This window comes from Lutibacter sp., from assembly GCF_041555395.1.
Lineage (GTDB): Bacteria > Bacteroidota > Bacteroidia > Flavobacteriales > Flavobacteriaceae > Lutibacter.
The window spans coordinates 1-18,069 of record NZ_JBFFKM010000053.1; the positions used below are offsets into that span (position 1 = coordinate 1).

Below are 18,069 nucleotides of genomic sequence, written 5' to 3' on the forward strand. Positions count from 1 at the left end.
CTGTCCTGAAAAGGCAGCCTTTTTTTTGTTTAAATAAATAAGAGATTTGATAAATTTCTTGTTTATTTGTATGCCAAATTTTTTTAAATGTTAGTGAACAAAAAAAGCAAGTTTCTTTATTTATACGCATTTACCTTGTTTATTTTATCAGCTTTGTATGGATTATTAATGCGGTGGAACTTTGCTTTTCCCACAAAATTTATAGCATATCAAAATTTATTGCAAAGCCATTCTCATGTAGCGTTTTTAGGTTGGGGATACCTTACGGCTATTGGTGCAATTATGCATATTTTTGTTTCAGATACCGATAAACAAAAAAAAGTGTATAAATCAACTTTAGCAATTTTATTGGTGGTTATTCCTTTAATGTTAATTAGTTTTCCTTTAGGTGGTTATAAAGCATTTTCCATTGTGTTGCTCGCTGTTTTCGGAATCACTTCTTATGTGTTGTCCTTTAGAATTTTAAAAGATTTGCAAGGAAACAATACCTCTGTAAAATTAATTAAATATGGAATTTACTATTATTTGCTTTCAGGTTTGGCTACTTGGTTTTTGGGTTTTGTGATTGCAACACAGGGGAAAACGGATTTGTATCACAATACCATCTATTTTTATCTTCACTTTTTGTATAATGGATTTTTCGTTTTTGCACTTTTCGGATTGTTGTTTAAAATTTTCGAAAATCAGCAAATTTTAATTTCAGAAAAACTACAAAAAGGTTTTTTTTTATTTTTAAACATAGCTTGTGTTCCAGCCTACGCCTTGTCGGTTTTATGGAGCTCTGATTTTTCCTTATTTTATGTGATTGGTTTCTTAGCTTCTGTGCTGCAATTAATTTCATTGGGGTTTTTGTTGAAAATAATGCGACAGGCATTTTTACAAATTAAATGGCGTTTTATAGCCAAAATACTGATCAAATTTGCATTGATTTCCTATAGTTTAAAAATTATCAGTCAAATTTTATCGGCATTTCCTTATATCGTTGAAAAATCTATGGCCTTAAAACCGTTTTTTATTATTGGTTATCTGCATTTATTCACTTTGGGATTTTTGAGTGTCTTTTTATTTTTAATAATTGATCAGCTTGGTAAAATTAACCTTCAGGAAACAACTTCTAAAGTTGGAATACAGCTGTTTTTAACAGGTGTGTTTATCACTGAATTGCTGTTGTTTTTGCAGGGTTTTTTATTTATGTTACAGTTTGATGCCATAAAAAATTATAGTTTATTTCTTCTGATTTTTAGTTTTTTGATGGTTATTGGTTTATTGATAATTTATATAAATCAATTTTTCAGGGAACGAATTAAATAAACATTATGATAAATTTATTGCCTAACTAAATTTGGAGTAGTACTTTTGAATTCTAAAGAATTCCTGTGACTAAATACTTAGAAAATCTTAACGAATCCCAAAAAGCCGCTGTATTGCACAAAGATGGTGCAATGATTATTATTGCCGGCGCCGGCTCAGGGAAAACGCGCGTTTTAACCTATAGGATAGCGCATTTAATGAATCAGAATGTTGATCCTTTCAATATTTTGGCATTAACTTTTACCAACAAAGCGGCACGCGAAATGAAAAATCGTATTGCAACCGTTGTGGGTGTTTCTGAAGCCAAAAATTTATGGATGGGAACTTTTCACTCTGTTTTTGCGCGTATTTTACGTTCAGAAGCTGACAGATTAGGTTTTCCGTCTAATTTTACCATTTATGATACGCAGGATTCCGTAAGATTGCTTTCTTCCATACTCAAAGAAATGCAATTGGATAAAGACAGGTACAAGCCAAAACAGGTTTTGAGTCGGATTTCTTCCTTTAAAAACAGCTTAATCACGGTGAAAGCCTATTATAATGATCCCGATTTATTGGAAGCCGATAAAATGGCACAACGTCCGGAAATGGGAAAAATATACCAGGCATATGTAGATCGTTGTTTTAAGGCAGGTGCTATGGATTTTGATGATTTGCTGTTGAGGACCAACGAATTATTGACGAGATTTCCGGTAGTTCTGGCAAAATATCAAGATCGGTTTAAATATATTTTGGTCGATGAGTATCAGGATACAAACCATTCCCAGTATTTAATTGTAAAAGCATTGGCCGACAGGTTTCAAAATATTTGTGTGGTAGGTGATGATTCACAAAGTATTTATGCTTTTCGTGGTGCAAACATTCAAAACATCATGAATTTTCAACGCGATTACGACAATGTTGCCATTTTTAAATTGGAGCAGAATTATCGTTCCACAAAAAATTTAGTTGAAGCCGCCAACAGCGTTATTGAAAAAAATAAAACCAAACTCGACAAACAAATTTGGACTGAAAACAGCGAAGGATCAAAAATAAAAGTAATGCGCACCGTTACTGAAGTTAATGAAGGCAGGTTTATCGCGAATTCAATTTTTGACAACGCCATGAATTTGCAGATGAAAAATTCTGATTTTGCCATATTGTATCGCACAAATGCACAATCCAGAGCAATTGAAGATGCGCTTCGGGAAAAAAATATAGATTATGTCATTTATGGAGGTTTGTCGTTTTATCAACGAAAAGAAATTAAAGACACCTTGGCGTATTTGCGATTGCTTGTTAATCCGACTGATGAAGAGGCGCTAAAAAGAATCATTAATTATCCGGCACGAGGCATTGGTGACACTACCATAGATAAACTTTCAGTCGCGGCTAATCATTATAAAATATCAATTTTTGAGTTGATGATGAACCTCAGTACTTTTGATATGAACCTTAATTCTGGGACAAAAAGAAAGCTTTTAAACTTTGTGACCATGATGCAGCATTTTCAAATTGAATCGCAAACTAAAAATGCATTCGAGATTGCTGAATTTGTGGTTCAAAAAACACGTTTAATTCAGGATTTAGAAAGTGAAGGCACACCGGAAGGTGTCAGCAGGGTTGAAAATATACAAGAGTTGTTAAATGCAATCAAAAATTTCACTGATGAACAAAAAGAGAAGGAAGAAGATGATTCTTTGGCTTTTTTCTTGGAAGATGCTGCTTTGGCCTCTGATTTGGATAAAAAAGCGAAGGATGACAAGCCCTGTGTTTCATTAATGACCATTCATTTGGCAAAAGGATTGGAGTTTCCATTTGTATATGTAGTTGGCTTAGAAGAAAATTTATTTCCTTCGGCCATGAGTATGAATACAAGAAGTGAATTAGAAGAAGAACGTCGTTTATTTTATGTTGCATTAACAAGAGCCGAAAAACAAGCCTATTTAAGTCACGCACAAACGAGATACCGCTGGGGAAAATTGGTAGATTGCGAGCCAAGCCGATTTTTAGAAGAAATTGATGAAGTTTTTTTAGAACATTTAACCCCAAAGATGCCACCTCCCAAACAGAGCTCTTTTATTGATGAAGATATTTTTGGTGACATCCCGCAAGATAAAATTCGTTTTAAAAAACCGATACAACGTACGCCAACAAAAAAAATAGTGCATCCTCCAATTGAAATTAAAAGTCCAGCGAACTTTAAAAAAGTGGATGCTTCAATGGCTTCCTCAGGAAATTTATTTGACGATAATATTGTTATGGGAACCTTTGTTGAGCATTCAAAGTTTGGAAAAGGAGAAGTGCTTAGTATAGAAGGTTATGGCGCCAGCCAAAAAGCTGAAATAAAATTTACCTCAGTTGGCGTTAAAAAATTGTTATTACAATTTGCGAAGCTTGTAATTATACCCTAAATACACATTGTAAAACCAATATTTATATTGTAATTTGCCAAAAATATTATAGAAAGAACAGATCCATGGAATTTGATTTAGAATACAATTCAGAAAGACCTCATTTAATTATCCCGGAATACGGTAGACACGTTCAAAAATTGATTGACAATTGTGTCGCTATTGAAGATGCGGAAGCACGCAATAAAATGGCAAAAGCCATTGTTGATGTGATGGGAAATTTGCAGCCTCATTTGCGTGATGTGCCCGATTTTAAGCATAAATTATGGGATCAGCTATTCATCATGTCCGATTTTAAATTGGATGCAGAATCTCCTTATCCAAAACCTGAAAGGGAAGAATTGGCGGCAAAACCAGAACGATTGGCCTACCCAAAATATGATTCAAAATACCGTTTTTATGGCAACAACATTCAAACGATGATTGATGTGGCTTTAACCTGGGAAGAAGGAGAGGCTCGTGAAGCTTTATACTTTACCATCGCCAACCATATGAAAAAATGTTATTTAAATTGGAATAAAGACACCGTTGATGATCATATAATCTACAAGCATTTACTTGATTTGTCCAAAGGAAAAATTGATTTAGAAGGTAAAAATGAAGCTTTATCAGAAGTTAAAGAATTGATGAGGAAAAGAAAGCCAGCAGGCAAAGTTAAAATATTGAAAAAGAAACAATAAACCAATTTATCTACCAACATAATGTCAACATTTGTTATAGAAGGAGGTCATAAATTAAGCGGAAGCATTACACCTCAAGGTGCTAAAAATGAAGCGCTTCAAGTAATATGCGCAGTTTTGTTAACTCCGGAAAAAGTGACTATTAGTAACATTCCGGACATTAGAGATGTTAACAAATTGATTTATATATTAGGTGAGTTAGGTGTAAAAGCCGATAAGATTAGTTCGGATACCTACTCTTTTCAGGCGGATGAATTAGATTTAGACTATTTAGAATCAGAAAAATTTAAGGTTGAAGGAAGTTCTTTACGAGGTTCAATTATGATTGTGGGGCCGTTATTGGCCCGATTTGGGAAAGGATATATTCCACGTCCCGGAGGCGATAAAATTGGCAGACGTAGATTAGATACCCATTTTGAGGGATTTATACAGTTAGGAGCTACTTTCAGATACAATAAAGACGAACGGTTTTATGGCGTGGAAGCAAAGCAACTAACAGGAACAGCTATGTTATTGGATGAAGCTTCAGTAACAGGAACAGCAAATATTGTGATGGCTGCTGTTATGGCCAAAGGAATCACCACAATTTACAATGCCGCTTGTGAACCTTATATTCAACAATTGTGTAAAATGTTGAACAGTATGGGCGCAAAAATTGAGGGCATAGGTTCTAATTTGTTGCAAATTAAAGGCGTTAAAAAATTAGGGGGCTGTTCGCATAGAATTTTGCCTGATATGATTGAAATTGGCAGCTGGATTGGGATGGCAGCAATGACAAGATCTTCTATAACCATTAAAGATGTGAGCTGGAATGATTTGGGTTTAATACCTCGTGTATTTCAAAAACTGGGAATCAAATTAGAAAAGAGAGGAGACGATATTTTTATACCGCAACAAGACTGTTATGAAATCCAAAATTTTATTGATGGTTCAATATTGACGATATCTGACGCGCCTTGGCCAGGTTTTACACCTGATTTGCTGAGCATTATTTTGGTGGTGGCCACGCAGGCAAAAGGAAGCGTATTGATTCATCAAAAAATGTTTGAAAGCCGTTTGTTCTTTGTCGATAAATTAATTGATATGGGCGCTAAAGTAATCCTTTGTGATCCGCATAGAGCCACGGTTATAGGGATGAACCATGAGTTTAGTTTAAGAGGAACAACAATGGCTTCACCCGATATAAGAGCGGGAATTTCCTTATTGATTGCTGCACTTTCCGCAGAAGGAACCAGCACCATCCAAAACATTGAACAAATTGACAGAGGTTATCAAAATATTGATGAACGTTTGCAATCAATTGGAGCTAAAATAATCAGGGTAGATTAATTCAATTAACTTTGGTTGTTGGTTGTAGGCTTTCGTTTTTTAAACTTTTTGTTCTTTCACGTTTTAAAACTTAAAACCTGAAACTTGAAATTTTCTCTTTTTGGTTTCTTCTCTCTTGTCTTTTTTTTAACTTCCAAACTCATTTAACAATTATCGGTGTCATATTGGCATATATTAAAAAATGGCAATACTTTTGCAGACGATTACAGGATAACTATTTTATTGAAAAATTATGAGTAAAAAGAAAGACAGCAAAGAATCAGAAGAAATAAGAGATAAGAACATAAATGAGCAAGAAACACAGGCAGTTAGTGTTGAAGAACAACTAAAAAATGAACTTAATCAAGAAAAAGACAAATTTTTACGATTATTTGCCGAGTTTGAAAATTATAAAAAACGTACTGCAAGGGAGCGGATTGAGTTATTTAAAACTGCCAATGAAGATTTAATGACAGTTTTATTGCCAATATTGGATGATTTTGATAGGGCTTTGAATGAAATTAAAAAAGCTAAAGATGAAGATGATGAACTTTTAAAGGGTGTAGAGCTGATAAATAATAAATTACGAAATTCTTTAGCTCAAAAAGGCTTAAATGTTATCAATGTAGAAGCTGGGGATGTTTTTGACGTGGAATTGCATGAGGCTATTACACAAATTCCTGCACCAAGCGATGATTTAAAAGGAAAAATTATTGATGTCCTTGAGCAAGGATATAAGTTAGGCGAAAAAGTTATCAGATATCCAAGAGTTGTAATTGGACAATAAATAAAAAAAATGAAGCAAGATTATTACGAAATATTGGGCATTTCCAAAAATGCCACACCTGCAGAAATCAAAAAGGCATACCGTAAAAAGGCAATTGAATATCATCCTGATAAAAATCCGGGAAACAAAGCAGCGGAAGAAAAATTTAAAAAAGCTGCGGAGGCCTATGAAATTCTGAGCAACGAAAATAAAAAAGCACGTTACGACCAGTACGGTCATGCAGCATTTGAAAATGGCGGCGGCGGTGGCTATAGTGGCGGCGGAATGAACATGGACGATATTTTTAGTCAGTTTGGAGATATTTTTGGCGCCGGTTTTGGTGGCGGTAGTTTTGGAGGAGGCTTCGGCGGTGGAAGTCGAGGAAGAGCTCGTGTTAAAGGTAGTAATCTACGCATAAGAGTTAAATTAACCTTAGAAGAAATTGCAAACGGCGTAGAAAAGAAGGTAAAAGTTCGCAGAAAAATCATGGCTGAAGGCGCTACCTATAAAACTTGCACCACTTGTAATGGCGCAGGTCAGGTGATGCGTGTTACCAATACTATTTTAGGACGAATGCAATCTGCTTCAACTTGTCCAACCTGTCACGGAGCAGGTGAAATATTGGATAAAAGACCAAAAAATGCAGACAGTGACGGATTAGAATTTAAAGAAGAAACTGTTTCTATAAAAATTCCTGCCGGAGTTACCGAGGGTGTTCAGTTAAAAGTAAACGGAAAAGGAAATGCAGCTCCGGGGAACAATGCAGTTGATGGAGATTTAATTGTAGTAATTGAAGAAATTGCACACGAAACTTTAAAAAGGGAAGGTACAAATTTACACTTTGACTTATATGTCAATTTTTCTGAAGCGGTATTGGGAATTTCAAAAAACATAGATACGGTATCAGGAAAAGTAAAAATTAAAATAGAGCCAGGAACACAATCAGGAAAAATTTTACGTTTACGCGGAAAAGGATTGCCAAGTATAGATAATTATGGAAACGGTGATTTGTTGGTTCATATAAATGTTTGGACTCCTCAAGCACTATCAGAGGAACAAGCAGCGTTTTTTGAAGCTAATAAAAAGGACGAAAATTTTAAACCAAATCCATCAAAATTAGACAAGTCGTTTTTTGAAAAAGTAAAAGATATGTTTTCATAAAAATAAAACATAAATTTTTATGTTTTATTTTAAAATTATTTATATTTGAAAAGTTGTTAGTGAAATAACTAATAACACTTTTTCTTTTTCATAGCAATTTATCCACTCAGTCATGAGTGGGTTTTTTTTTATGAAAAATTAGCGTAAATTTGCAAAAAAAATTAGTAGGTCGTCTTATCGCTTCAATTTATTGGAGAGGAAAGTCCGGACACCAAAGAGTAGCATAGCGGATAACATCCGTCCAGCGTAAGCTGAGGACAAGTGCAACAGAAAGCAAGTACAGTTCGGCTGTAGTGAAACCAGGTAAACTCTATGCGGTGAAATGCCATGTATATTGAAATTTTAGTGTTACTCGCATTATTTCAAGGGGTAGGCAGCTCGAACTATAAAGCAATTTATAGTCTAGATAAATGATAAGAACTTTTCGAAGTACAAAATCCGGCTTATAGATCTACTTAATTTTTTTCCTTTTTAGAATTGTTTGAAATCTCAGTAATTTGAATAAAAAGGTTACTTTTATTCAAATTTTAATAAATGAGTTCAACGAGAATCAATAGAGTTTTTGGACTGGATCTTATCAGGTCTATTGCAATTGGTTTGGTGGTAATGTCACATGCAACCCTATTGGCATTCCCGAATTCTAAAAATCCCATTTTTACCGGAATAAGAATTTTAGGAGCGATAGGTGTAGATTTGTTTTTTGTTTTAAGCGGTTTTCTAATAGGAGGGATTCTTTTAAGACACATAGAACTTCAAAAAACCAGCGCAGATGATTTGTATGGTTTTTGGAAGCGGAGATGGTTTAGAACACTTCCTAATTATTTTTTAGTGCTATTTTTAAATGTTTTGATTTTTTTGTTTTTAGGAAATAATTTGCCAAAATCAATATTGTTGTATATTCCTTTTTTGCAAAACTTTTCAACTTCACATCCTGATTTTTTTACAGAAGCTTGGAGTTTGTCAATAGAAGAATATGCTTACTTACTTTTACCTTTCTTGCTATTTTTTAGTTTTAAATTTTTTAAAAACAGCAATAAGGAAAAATTATTTCTCTGGATTACCCTCGTGTCAATCTTTTGTTTAACTTTTTTAAAAGTTTTGTATTATTTTTCTGCTGAAATAAATTCATATAATGATTGGAGTACATCATTCAGAAAGGTGGTTATTTATAGAATTGACGCTGTTTATATTGGTTTTTTGGCCGTTTATATAGTTCGTAAGTATTCCAAAATCATGGAAAAATTTAAATTACATCTATTATTTACAGGGCTGTTGATTTTTATATTGATTCATGTCCTAGTTTATAGTTTTAATTTAGTGCCCCAAAGCAGTCTAGGCTTTTATGTATTTATTTACCTGCAAACAATAATTTTTAGTTTAGCGCTTTTATTTCCGTATTTTTCTGCTTTAAATTACTCAGGAGTTTTTTTTAAACCTATTAAATTTATTAGTGTGAATTCATATTCCATTTATTTGGTTAACTATTCCATAGTATTACTTGGAATGCAGGAAATTTTTGATGTATTCAATAAATCTATTTTACAAAAGATTGGTTTAATTTTATTATTTTTATCTGTTTCCATTATATTTTCAAACATTATTTATCGCTATTTTGAATTGCCAATTCTTAAGTATAGGGACAGAAAATATAAACGAGGTTAGGAGGTTAAAAGGCTCATCCAAATAAAATTCGTTCATATTCTGCTTTGTTAATTTGTAAATTATATTTCTCTTTTTTATGATATTCTTAATATCTATATCGTTTTCGCGATTGTTTTTTGTTGTTTTAAAAAAAATAGGTGTCATAAATATTTATATCTTTAAAAACACCATAGTTACTGCCATTTTGCTAAATACGGAATCCTTTTTTGTACCTTCGCTAAATTAAAATAACTTATAAAAATTATAGATATGGCTTTTGATATAGAAATGATTAAAGGAGTTTACAGCAGAATGTCGGAACGCGTTGATGCCGCTAAAACGGTAGTTGGAAAACCTTTAACTTTAGCTGAAAAAATATTATACAATCACCTTTGGGACGGCAAAGCGAAAACAGCATTTGTTCGTGGCAAAGATTATGTAGATTTTGCTCCAGATCGAATTGCTTGCCAGGATGCAACTGCACAAATGGCTTTGCTTCAATTTATGCAAGCCGGAAAAAGCAAAGTTGCCGTGCCAACAACGGTTCACTGTGACCACTTAATCCAAGCTAAAATTGGTGCTGATAAAGATTTACAATCCGCATTAAACAGCAGTAGTGAAGTATTTAATTTTTTGGCTTCTGTGTCTAATAAATACGGAATTGGATTTTGGAAACCGGGCGCAGGAATTATCCATCAAGTAGTACTTGAAAATTATGCATTTCCTGGAGGAATGATGATAGGAACGGATTCTCATACCGTAAATGCAGGTGGATTGGGAATGATTGCCATTGGAGTAGGAGGTGCTGATGCTGTTGATGTTATGGCTGGAATGGCTTGGGAATTAAAATTTCCAAAATTGATTGGGATTAAATTAACAGGAAAACTTTCCGGCTGGACTGCCCCGAAAGATGTCATTTTAAAAGTTGCAGGTATTTTAACCGTAAAAGGCGGGACTGGTGCAATTGTAGAATATTTTGGGGAAGGCGCTAAAGCATTGTCGGCAACAGGTAAAGGAACTATTTGTAATATGGGTGCTGAGATAGGCGCTACAACTTCCACTTTTGGGTATGATGAATCAATTGAACGATATTTGCGTGCAACCGACCGTGATGAAGTAGCTGATGAAGCCAATAAAATAGCTTCTTATTTAACAGGTGATGATGAAGTTTATGCAAATCCTGAACTTTATTTCGATCAGGTTATTGAAATTAATTTATCGGAATTAAAACCTCATTTAAACGGTCCGTTTACGCCAGATTTGGCTACGCCAGTTGGTGAAATGACTGAAAAAGCAACAAAAAATGATTGGCCTTTAAAAGTTGAATGGGGATTGATAGGTTCTTGTACAAATTCATCTTATGAAGATTTATCAAGAGCAGCATCAGTTGCCAAACAAGCAGTAGACAATAAAATAGTTGCAAAAGCTGAATTTGGTATCAATCCAGGTTCTGAGCAAGTTCGTTTTACGGCTGAACGCGATGGATTGTTGTCGATTTTTGAAGATTTGGATGCTAAAATATTTACAAATGCGTGTGGACCTTGTATTGGCCAATGGGCCAGAGAAGGAGCTGATAAGCAAGAGAAAAATACCATAATTCACTCTTTCAACAGAAACTTTTCAAAACGTGCAGACGGAAATCCGAATACACATGCTTTTGTAGCTTCACCAGAAATGGTTGCTGCTATTGCAATATCAGGCAGATTAGATTTTAATCCGATGACTGATTCATTAATCAATAAAGATGGTGTGGAAGTTAAATTTACAGAACCAACTGGTTTTGAATTGCCTCCAAATGGTTTCGACGTGAAAGATGCAGGATATGTTGCACCTTTCAAGGATGGCTCAGGTATAGAAATAGTTGTAAAATCAGATTCTGAGCGTTTACAGTTATTAACGCCGTTTAAACCAATCGGAACTAACTTAAAAGGCGCTAAATTATTGATAAAAGCTTTTGGAAAATGCACGACCGACCATATTTCTATGGCAGGCCCATGGTTGCGTTTTAGAGGACATTTAGACAATATTTCAAACAACTGCTTAATTGGTGCGGTGAATGCATTTAATAAAGAAACTAATAAAGTAAAAAATCAATTGACAAACGAATATGGTGCCGTGCCCGATACGGGAAGAGCCTACAAAGCAGCAGGCATTTATTCAATTGTTGTTGGTGATCATAATTACGGCGAAGGTTCTTCAAGAGAACACGCAGCTATGGAACCTCGTCATTTGGGTGTTGCAGCCGTTATTGTAAAATCTTTTGCGCGTATTCATGAAACAAACCTTAAAAAACAAGGAATGTTAGGATTGACTTTTGCAAATGAATCTGATTATGATTTGATTATGGAAGATGATACTTTAAATTTTTTGGATTTGGATAAATTTGCTCCGGGAAAACAATTGTCTCTGGAGTTGGTTCATACCAATGGAAGCAAAAACACGATACAATTAAACCATACTTACAATGAAAGCCAGATTGAATGGTTTAAAGAAGGTTCAGCGTTGAATTTAATTAAAAAAGAACAAGCGGCTCAAGCAAAATAGATGAAGATGAATTGCTTGAAGCATTATAATTTGAAGAGGGGAATTGAAAAATTCCCCTCTTTTATTTTTCTGTTGGTTTTGGTAAAATATATATTTTAAAACCTTTTCAGATTAAAGTTTTTTTTGTAATTTTTCATCTTTAATAATTTCGTAAAAAGTTTTGAAAAATTAAAGAACAGCCAAGCAATTAGTGAACCCCCAAAGATAAAATTAATGACTATTATCTTTACACTACGCAGTAAAACTTTTTTAAAATAAAATACCAAAAATGAAAATAGTTCATATTTCTGCAGAATGTTATCCGGTTGCTAAAGTAGGCGGTTTGGCTGATGTTGTTGGAGCACTCCCAAAATATCAAAATGATGCAGGTTTAACTTCAGAAGTAATCATGCCTTTTTATGAGAATAAATTTACCAAAGAAGCTGAATTTTCTGTATTATTCAACTCAAAATTAAAATTAGGAAAAAAGGAATATTCCTATCAAATTAAAACAATAACTGATAATACTCTTGGTTTCAATCTGTATTTAGTGGATGTTCCTGAATTGTTATTTAAAGATTATGTGTATTCTAATGATGATACAGAGCGGTTTTTAGCTTTTCAGATTGCTGCTTTAAATTGGATGCTGACGTGGAATGAAAAACCAACAACGGTGCATTGCCATGACCATCATACCGGACTTATTCCTTTTATGATGACACAATGCAGCGATTATGCGGCATTAAAAAATATTCCAACGGTGCTTACCATTCACAATGCGCAATATCAAGGTTGGTTTTCACATGAAAAAGTGGGTTTGATACCAGAATTTAATTTTAACAATGTTGGATTGTTAGATTGGTTTGGAAATATCAATCCGCTTGCGTCAGCCATAAAATGTACTTGGAAAGTAACCACAGTTTCTCCAAGTTATATGGAAGAACTTAAGAGAGATGCCAATGGATTGGAAACTTTACTAAGTAATGAAAGTGCAAAATGTATCGGAATTTTGAATGGTATAGATTGGGAAGTTTGGAATCCTGAAACAGATCCATACTTGGTGGAAAATTACACCCAAAACACTATTGAAATTGGAAGAGAAGTTAATAAGAAATGGATTTGCAGTCATTATAATTTGGATTTTGAGAAACCGCTTTTTGCGTTTATAGGCAGATTGGTAGGGGAAAAGGGTGCAGATTTATTTCTTGAAACATTTAAAGAAGCGCTTCAAAATGGCAATATTTCAATATTTTTACTGGGTTCAGGAAATGAAATTGTTGAAGCGCAATTGAATGAACTTAGAAAGGATTATGCCGGTTTTTACAATGCTTTTATAGGATATGATGAAAAATTGGCGCATATTGTTTATGCGGGAGCCGATTTCATCCTAATGCCCTCAAGAGTTGAACCTTGCGGATTGAACCAAATGTACGCTTTGCGATATGGATTAATTCCAATTGTGAGAAGTATTGGAGGTTTAAAAGACACCGTTATTGATATTTCAGAAAAGGGAGGTTTTGGAATTTGCCATAACGAAGTTACGGTTTCAGAAATAACGGAAGCTATTGAAAGAGGAGTGAAGTTGTATGAAAATCAACCAAAATATAATAAAATAAGAAAAAAAGTCATGAGCATCAACCATTCTTGGGATGCTTCTGCAACAGCATATATCAATTTGTATAAATCATTAAATCAGTAAATTATGGTAGGGGCTAAAGTTTTAGGAATTATATTAGGTGGCGGTCAAGGATCGAGATTACATCCATTAACACAGACGCGTTCAAAACCCGCTGTTCCAATTGCCGGTAAATACAGGTTGGTGGATATCCCTATTTCAAATTGCATTAATTCAGACATCAAACGTATGTTTGTGTTAACCCAATTTAATTCGGCATCACTTAACAGACACATTAAAAACACCTATCATTTTAGTTTTTTCAGTTCTGCATTTGTTGATGTTTTGGCAGCAGAGCAAACACCTGGAAACAGCACCTGGTTTCAGGGCACTGCGGATGCTGTACGTCAAAGTATGCACCACTTCTTAAGTCATGATTTTGAGTATGCGCTAATCTTGTCAGGAGATCAATTATATCAAATGGATTTTGAAGAAATGGTTGAAAAACACATTAAATTGAAAGCTGACATATCTATTGCCACAATTCCTGTAAATGCAAAAGATGCCACCTCATTCGGAATTTTGAAAACAAACGAGAAAGATGGGATAACCTCTTTTATCGAAAAACCTGCTGTTGAATTGTTACCTGATTGGACTTCCGAAGTGAGTGATGAAATGAAAAAAGAAGGACGTCATTATCTTGCTTCAATGGGGATTTATATTTTTAACAGAGACCTTCTTATTGAATTAATGAGTAACCCTGACACAAATGATTTCGGGAAAGAAATAATTCCGCAAGCTATTGATAAACATAAAGTTGTCAGTTTTCAATATGAAGGATACTGGACAGATATTGGGAATATAGATTCATTCTTTGAAGCCAATTTAGGACTAACAGATGATTTTCCTAAATTTGATTTGTATAGCACAAAAAAACGTATTTACACCCATGCCAGGATGTTGCCCACCACGAAAATTTCGGGAACGATATTGGATAAAACCGTAATCGCAGATGGTTGTATTATTAATGCCGGTAAAATTGAACATTCAGTGATTGGTGTTCGATCAAGAATAGATAAAGAATCAACGGTTATTAATACCTATATGATGGGAGGCGATTTTTATCAGCCGCTTGAAGAAATATTAAATCCTAAAGTTATTTCAATGGGGATTGGTGCACGATGTTTTATTAAAAATGCCATTTTAGATAAAAACTGCTGTATTGGGGATGATGTGAGAATTAATGGAGGAAAGCATCTTAAAGACACGGAAACTGATACTTATGTGGTGAGAGATGGCATAGTTGTCGTTAAAAAAGGCGCCTTAATTCCAAATGGTTTTATTATATAATTTATGACAAATGTAATTACACACAGTCTTTTTACGGACTTTGATATAGATTTATTTAAGAGTGGGAAGCATTATCGACTGTACGAAAAATTTGGATCACATATTGAAACTGTTGATGGGGTAGAAGGTACTTATTTTGCGGTTTGGGCACCCAGCGCAAAGCAAGTATCGGTAATTGGAGATTTCAATCATTGGGTTGATGGAGAATTTAACTTAAATGTCCGTTGGGATTCTTCGGGTATTTGGGAAGGATTTATTCCTTCAGTTGGAAAAGGAAATTTATACAAATACAAAATTCATTCAAACATTAATAATTATGTATCCGAAAAAGCTGATCCTTATGCAAGAAGGTGCGAGCATCCTCCAAAAACGGCCTCGGTAGTTTGGGAAGATAAATACAACTGGGATGACAAGAGTTGGATGCATACGCGCAAGAAAAACAATGCTTTGGATGCCCCTTACGCTGTTTATGAAGTACATTTGGGTTCTTGGAGAAAAAAAGGGAAAGAAAATAGGTCTTTGTCTTACTTTGAATTGGCAGATGAATTGGTAAGCTATGTTAAAGAAATGAATTTTACGCACGTAGAATTTATGCCAATTATGGAATATCCATATGATCCATCCTGGGGATATCAAATTACAGGATATTTTGCGCCGACTTCTAGATTTGGCTATCCTGAAGAATTTAAGTATTTAGTCGATAAATTTCATCAAAATGAGATAGGAATTATTTTAGATTGGGTGCCTTCACATTTTCCTGAAGATGCGCATGGACTAGGTTATTTCGATGGCTCAAGTTTATATGAACATCCTGATAAACGCAAAGGATACCATCAAGATTGGAAAAGCCTTATTTTTAATTACGGAAGAAATGAAGTCCGTTCCTTTTTAATTAGCAATGCTATTTTTTGGTTAGAACAATATCACGCAGATGGTTTGCGCGTTGACGCTGTCGCTTCTATGTTATTTTTAGATTATTCACGTGAAGATGGCGAATGGGAACCTAATATTTATGGTGGAAATGAAAATTTAGATGCGGTTTTATTTTTAAAAGAATTGAATGAAGAAGTCTATAAATCGTTCCCGGATGTACAAACTATTGCAGAAGAATCTACCGCATTTCCTATGGTTTCCAAGCCGACTTTTATGGGCGGATTGGGTTTTGGAATGAAATGGATGATGGGATGGATGCACGATACTTTAGACTATTTTTCTAAAGACACCATTTACAGAAAACACCATCAAAATGAAATTACTTTTAGTTTAACATACGCCTTTACCGAGAATTTTATGTTGCCACTGTCGCATGACGAAGTGGTGCACGGCAAAAAAACTATTTTAGGTCGTATGCCGGGCGATGAATGGCAACGTTTTGCAAACCTCCGGCTATTGTATGGTTATATGTTTACGCATCCCGGCACAAAGTTGTTGTTTATGGGAAGTGAATTGGGTCATTACGAGGAATGGAATTTTCAAAAAAGTCTTGATTGGAATTTATTGGAGTTTTATCCTCATAAAAACACACAAAATTATTTTAAGGACCTAAACCAATTTTATAAAACCACACCGGCATTATTTGAAAAAGGGTTTAGTGAGGATGGTTTTGAATGGGTAAGTTATGACGATTCAGAAAACTCAGTGATTTCCTATATAAGAAAAGGGAATAATCCTAAGGATGATATGTTGGTAATCTGTAATTTTTCGCCGCAAACATTGGAGAATTATAAAATTCGCGTTCCAAGAAAAGGAAAATTACTGGAGGTGTTTAGCAGCAATCACCAAAAATATGGAGGAAGTGGCATAGTTAACGTTGAAAAAATTACCATAAAAAAACAACCTAAAAAAGTTAATGAATATTCTGCCATTCTTGTTTTACCGCCACTTGGTATCTCAATTTTAAAATTCTGTTAAATTTAATGTCGCTTAATGATATTAAATTTACATTTTTGTTAATAAAGCGGTTATATTTTTAATGAAAATAATATTTATTAAATTATTTATTTTAGTACGTTTGCACTTTGTTCAAATAATTTAATTTATGATTACAAATACCGAACTAGAATTAAAAGGAAATCAGTTTCCTTCAAAAATAATTTCCTATAGAAAAGACGTTGACACACTTTATTTTACGAGTGAAAACAATGTTGTTTTACAGCTTACCATTCAAAGAGACAGTGTGTTGCGATTTCGATATACAACATCTTCAATTTTTGAAAATGATTTTTCCTATGCCATAACGCGTTATGCCAGTAGAGGCTTTAACCATCTTGTAGTAACCGAAGACGTTAGCAATTATATCATTACAACTTCTAAATTAATTTGTCATATTTCAAAAGAAGATATGAGAAAATCAATTTTTGATGCAAAGGATAATTCTCTTATTTCTGAAGATGAACTTGGGTTTCATTGGGAAGAGAATTATGAATTTGGAGGGGACATTGTGAAAATGTCTAAAAATTCTCAAGAAAAAGAAAGCTATTATGGGTTGGGCGATAAGCCAGTTGCATTAAATTTAAAGGGTAAACGTTTTGAAAATTGGGTGACCGATTCTTATGCGTTTGATAAAGATACTGATCCAATTTATAAAGCAATTCCATTTTATACAGGACTTCATCACGGGAAAGCCTACGGCATATTTTTCGACAATACTTTTCGTTCTTTTTTCGATTTTTGTCAGGAAAGAAGAAATGTCACCAGTTTTTGGGCCCAGGGAGGTGAAATGAATTACTATTTTATATACGGCCCTGAAATGGGAGAAGTTGTATCTAATTATACCGATTTAACAGGGAAACCGCATGAATTGCCGCCACTATGGGCGTTGGGGTATCATCAATGCAAATGGAGTTATTATCCGGAATCCAACGTAAAAGAAGTGACCAATAAGTTTAGGGAGTTAAGAATTCCATGTGATGCTATTTATTTAGACATCGATTATATGGAAGGATTTAGGTGTTTTACATGGAATAAAGAATATTTTCCTGATCCGAAAAGGATGGTGAAAGAATTGGCAGACAATGGTTTTAAAACAGTAGTTATTATCGATCCTGGAATTAAAATAGATAATGAATATACTGTTTTTAAAGAAGGGTTAGATAAAGATTATTTTTGTAAACGTGCTGATGGTCCTTATATGAAAGGGAAAGTTTGGCCGGGAGAATGTTATTTTCCCGATTTCACAAAGCCTGAAGTACGTGAATGGTGGTCGGGTTTGTTTAAAGAACTTATTGAAGATATTGGGGTAAAAGGCGTGTGGAACGATATGAATGAACCCGCAATTATGGATGTACCTGGAAAAACATTTCCGGATGATGTAAGGCATGA

12 protein-coding genes and 1 other RNA gene are annotated in these 18,069 nt (G+C 34.2%); all 13 read left to right on the top strand.

All coding sequences use genetic code 11. The annotated features are described in order from the left end of the window. The first annotated feature begins 87 nt into the window (after positions 1–87). Complete coding sequence (locus tag ABY285_RS10315) at positions 88–1,311, top strand: hypothetical protein (RefSeq protein ID WP_372769739.1); 1,224 nt, start codon at positions 88–90, stop codon at positions 1,309–1,311. 65 nt (positions 1,312–1,376) lie between these two features. Beyond that, on the top strand, positions 1,377–3,704 hold the full coding sequence (locus tag ABY285_RS10320) for an ATP-dependent helicase (RefSeq protein ID WP_372769741.1): 2,328 nt from the start codon (positions 1,377–1,379) through the stop codon (positions 3,702–3,704). 65 nt (positions 3,705–3,769) lie between these two features. After that, positions 3,770–4,384, top strand: coding sequence for a DUF4290 domain-containing protein (locus ABY285_RS10325; protein ID WP_372769743.1), 615 nt, complete (start codon positions 3,770–3,772; stop codon positions 4,382–4,384). 21 nt (positions 4,385–4,405) lie between these two features. Then, positions 4,406–5,713 carry a UDP-N-acetylglucosamine 1-carboxyvinyltransferase gene (gene murA / locus ABY285_RS10330; protein ID WP_372769745.1) on the top strand — a complete coding sequence of 436 codons (1,308 nt, stop codon included), beginning with the start codon at positions 4,406–4,408 and terminating at the stop codon, positions 5,711–5,713. A 232-nt stretch (positions 5,714–5,945) separates the two neighbouring features. Then, entirely contained in the window at positions 5,946–6,479 is a 534-nt protein-coding gene (locus tag ABY285_RS10335) for a nucleotide exchange factor GrpE (RefSeq protein WP_372769747.1), read from the top strand. Positions 6,480–6,488: 9 nt separating this feature from the next. Further along, complete coding sequence (dnaJ, locus tag ABY285_RS10340) at positions 6,489–7,619, top strand: molecular chaperone DnaJ (RefSeq protein ID WP_372769749.1); 1,131 nt, start codon at positions 6,489–6,491, stop codon at positions 7,617–7,619. 161 nt (positions 7,620–7,780) lie between these two features. Then, positions 7,781–8,081: RNase P RNA component class A (gene rnpB, locus ABY285_RS10345), an RNA gene on the top strand. Positions 8,082–8,153: 72 nt separating this feature from the next. Continuing rightward, entirely contained in the window at positions 8,154–9,281 is a 1,128-nt protein-coding gene (locus tag ABY285_RS10350; protein ID WP_372769751.1) for an acyltransferase family protein, read from the top strand. Between the two features lie 249 nt (positions 9,282–9,530). Continuing rightward, on the top strand, positions 9,531–11,804 hold the full coding sequence (locus ABY285_RS10355; RefSeq protein ID WP_372769753.1) for an aconitate hydratase: 2,274 nt from the start codon (positions 9,531–9,533) through the stop codon (positions 11,802–11,804). Between the two features lie 268 nt (positions 11,805–12,072). Further along, positions 12,073–13,482, top strand: coding sequence for a glycogen synthase (locus ABY285_RS10360; RefSeq protein WP_372769755.1), 1,410 nt, complete (start codon positions 12,073–12,075; stop codon positions 13,480–13,482). Positions 13,483–13,485: 3 nt separating this feature from the next. Further along, positions 13,486–14,748 carry a glucose-1-phosphate adenylyltransferase gene (locus ABY285_RS10365; protein ID WP_372769757.1) on the top strand — a complete coding sequence of 421 codons (1,263 nt, stop codon included), beginning with the start codon at positions 13,486–13,488 and terminating at the stop codon, positions 14,746–14,748. A gap of 3 nt (positions 14,749–14,751) precedes the next feature. Then, a complete protein-coding gene (gene glgB / locus ABY285_RS10370) occupies positions 14,752–16,659 on the top strand; it encodes a 1,4-alpha-glucan branching protein GlgB (protein ID WP_372769759.1) in 1,908 nt (635 codons plus the stop codon). Between the two features lie 127 nt (positions 16,660–16,786). Beyond that, positions 16,787–18,069 (top strand): TIM-barrel domain-containing protein (locus ABY285_RS10375; RefSeq protein WP_372769761.1); only part of this gene is annotated, 1,283 nt, incomplete at its 3' end.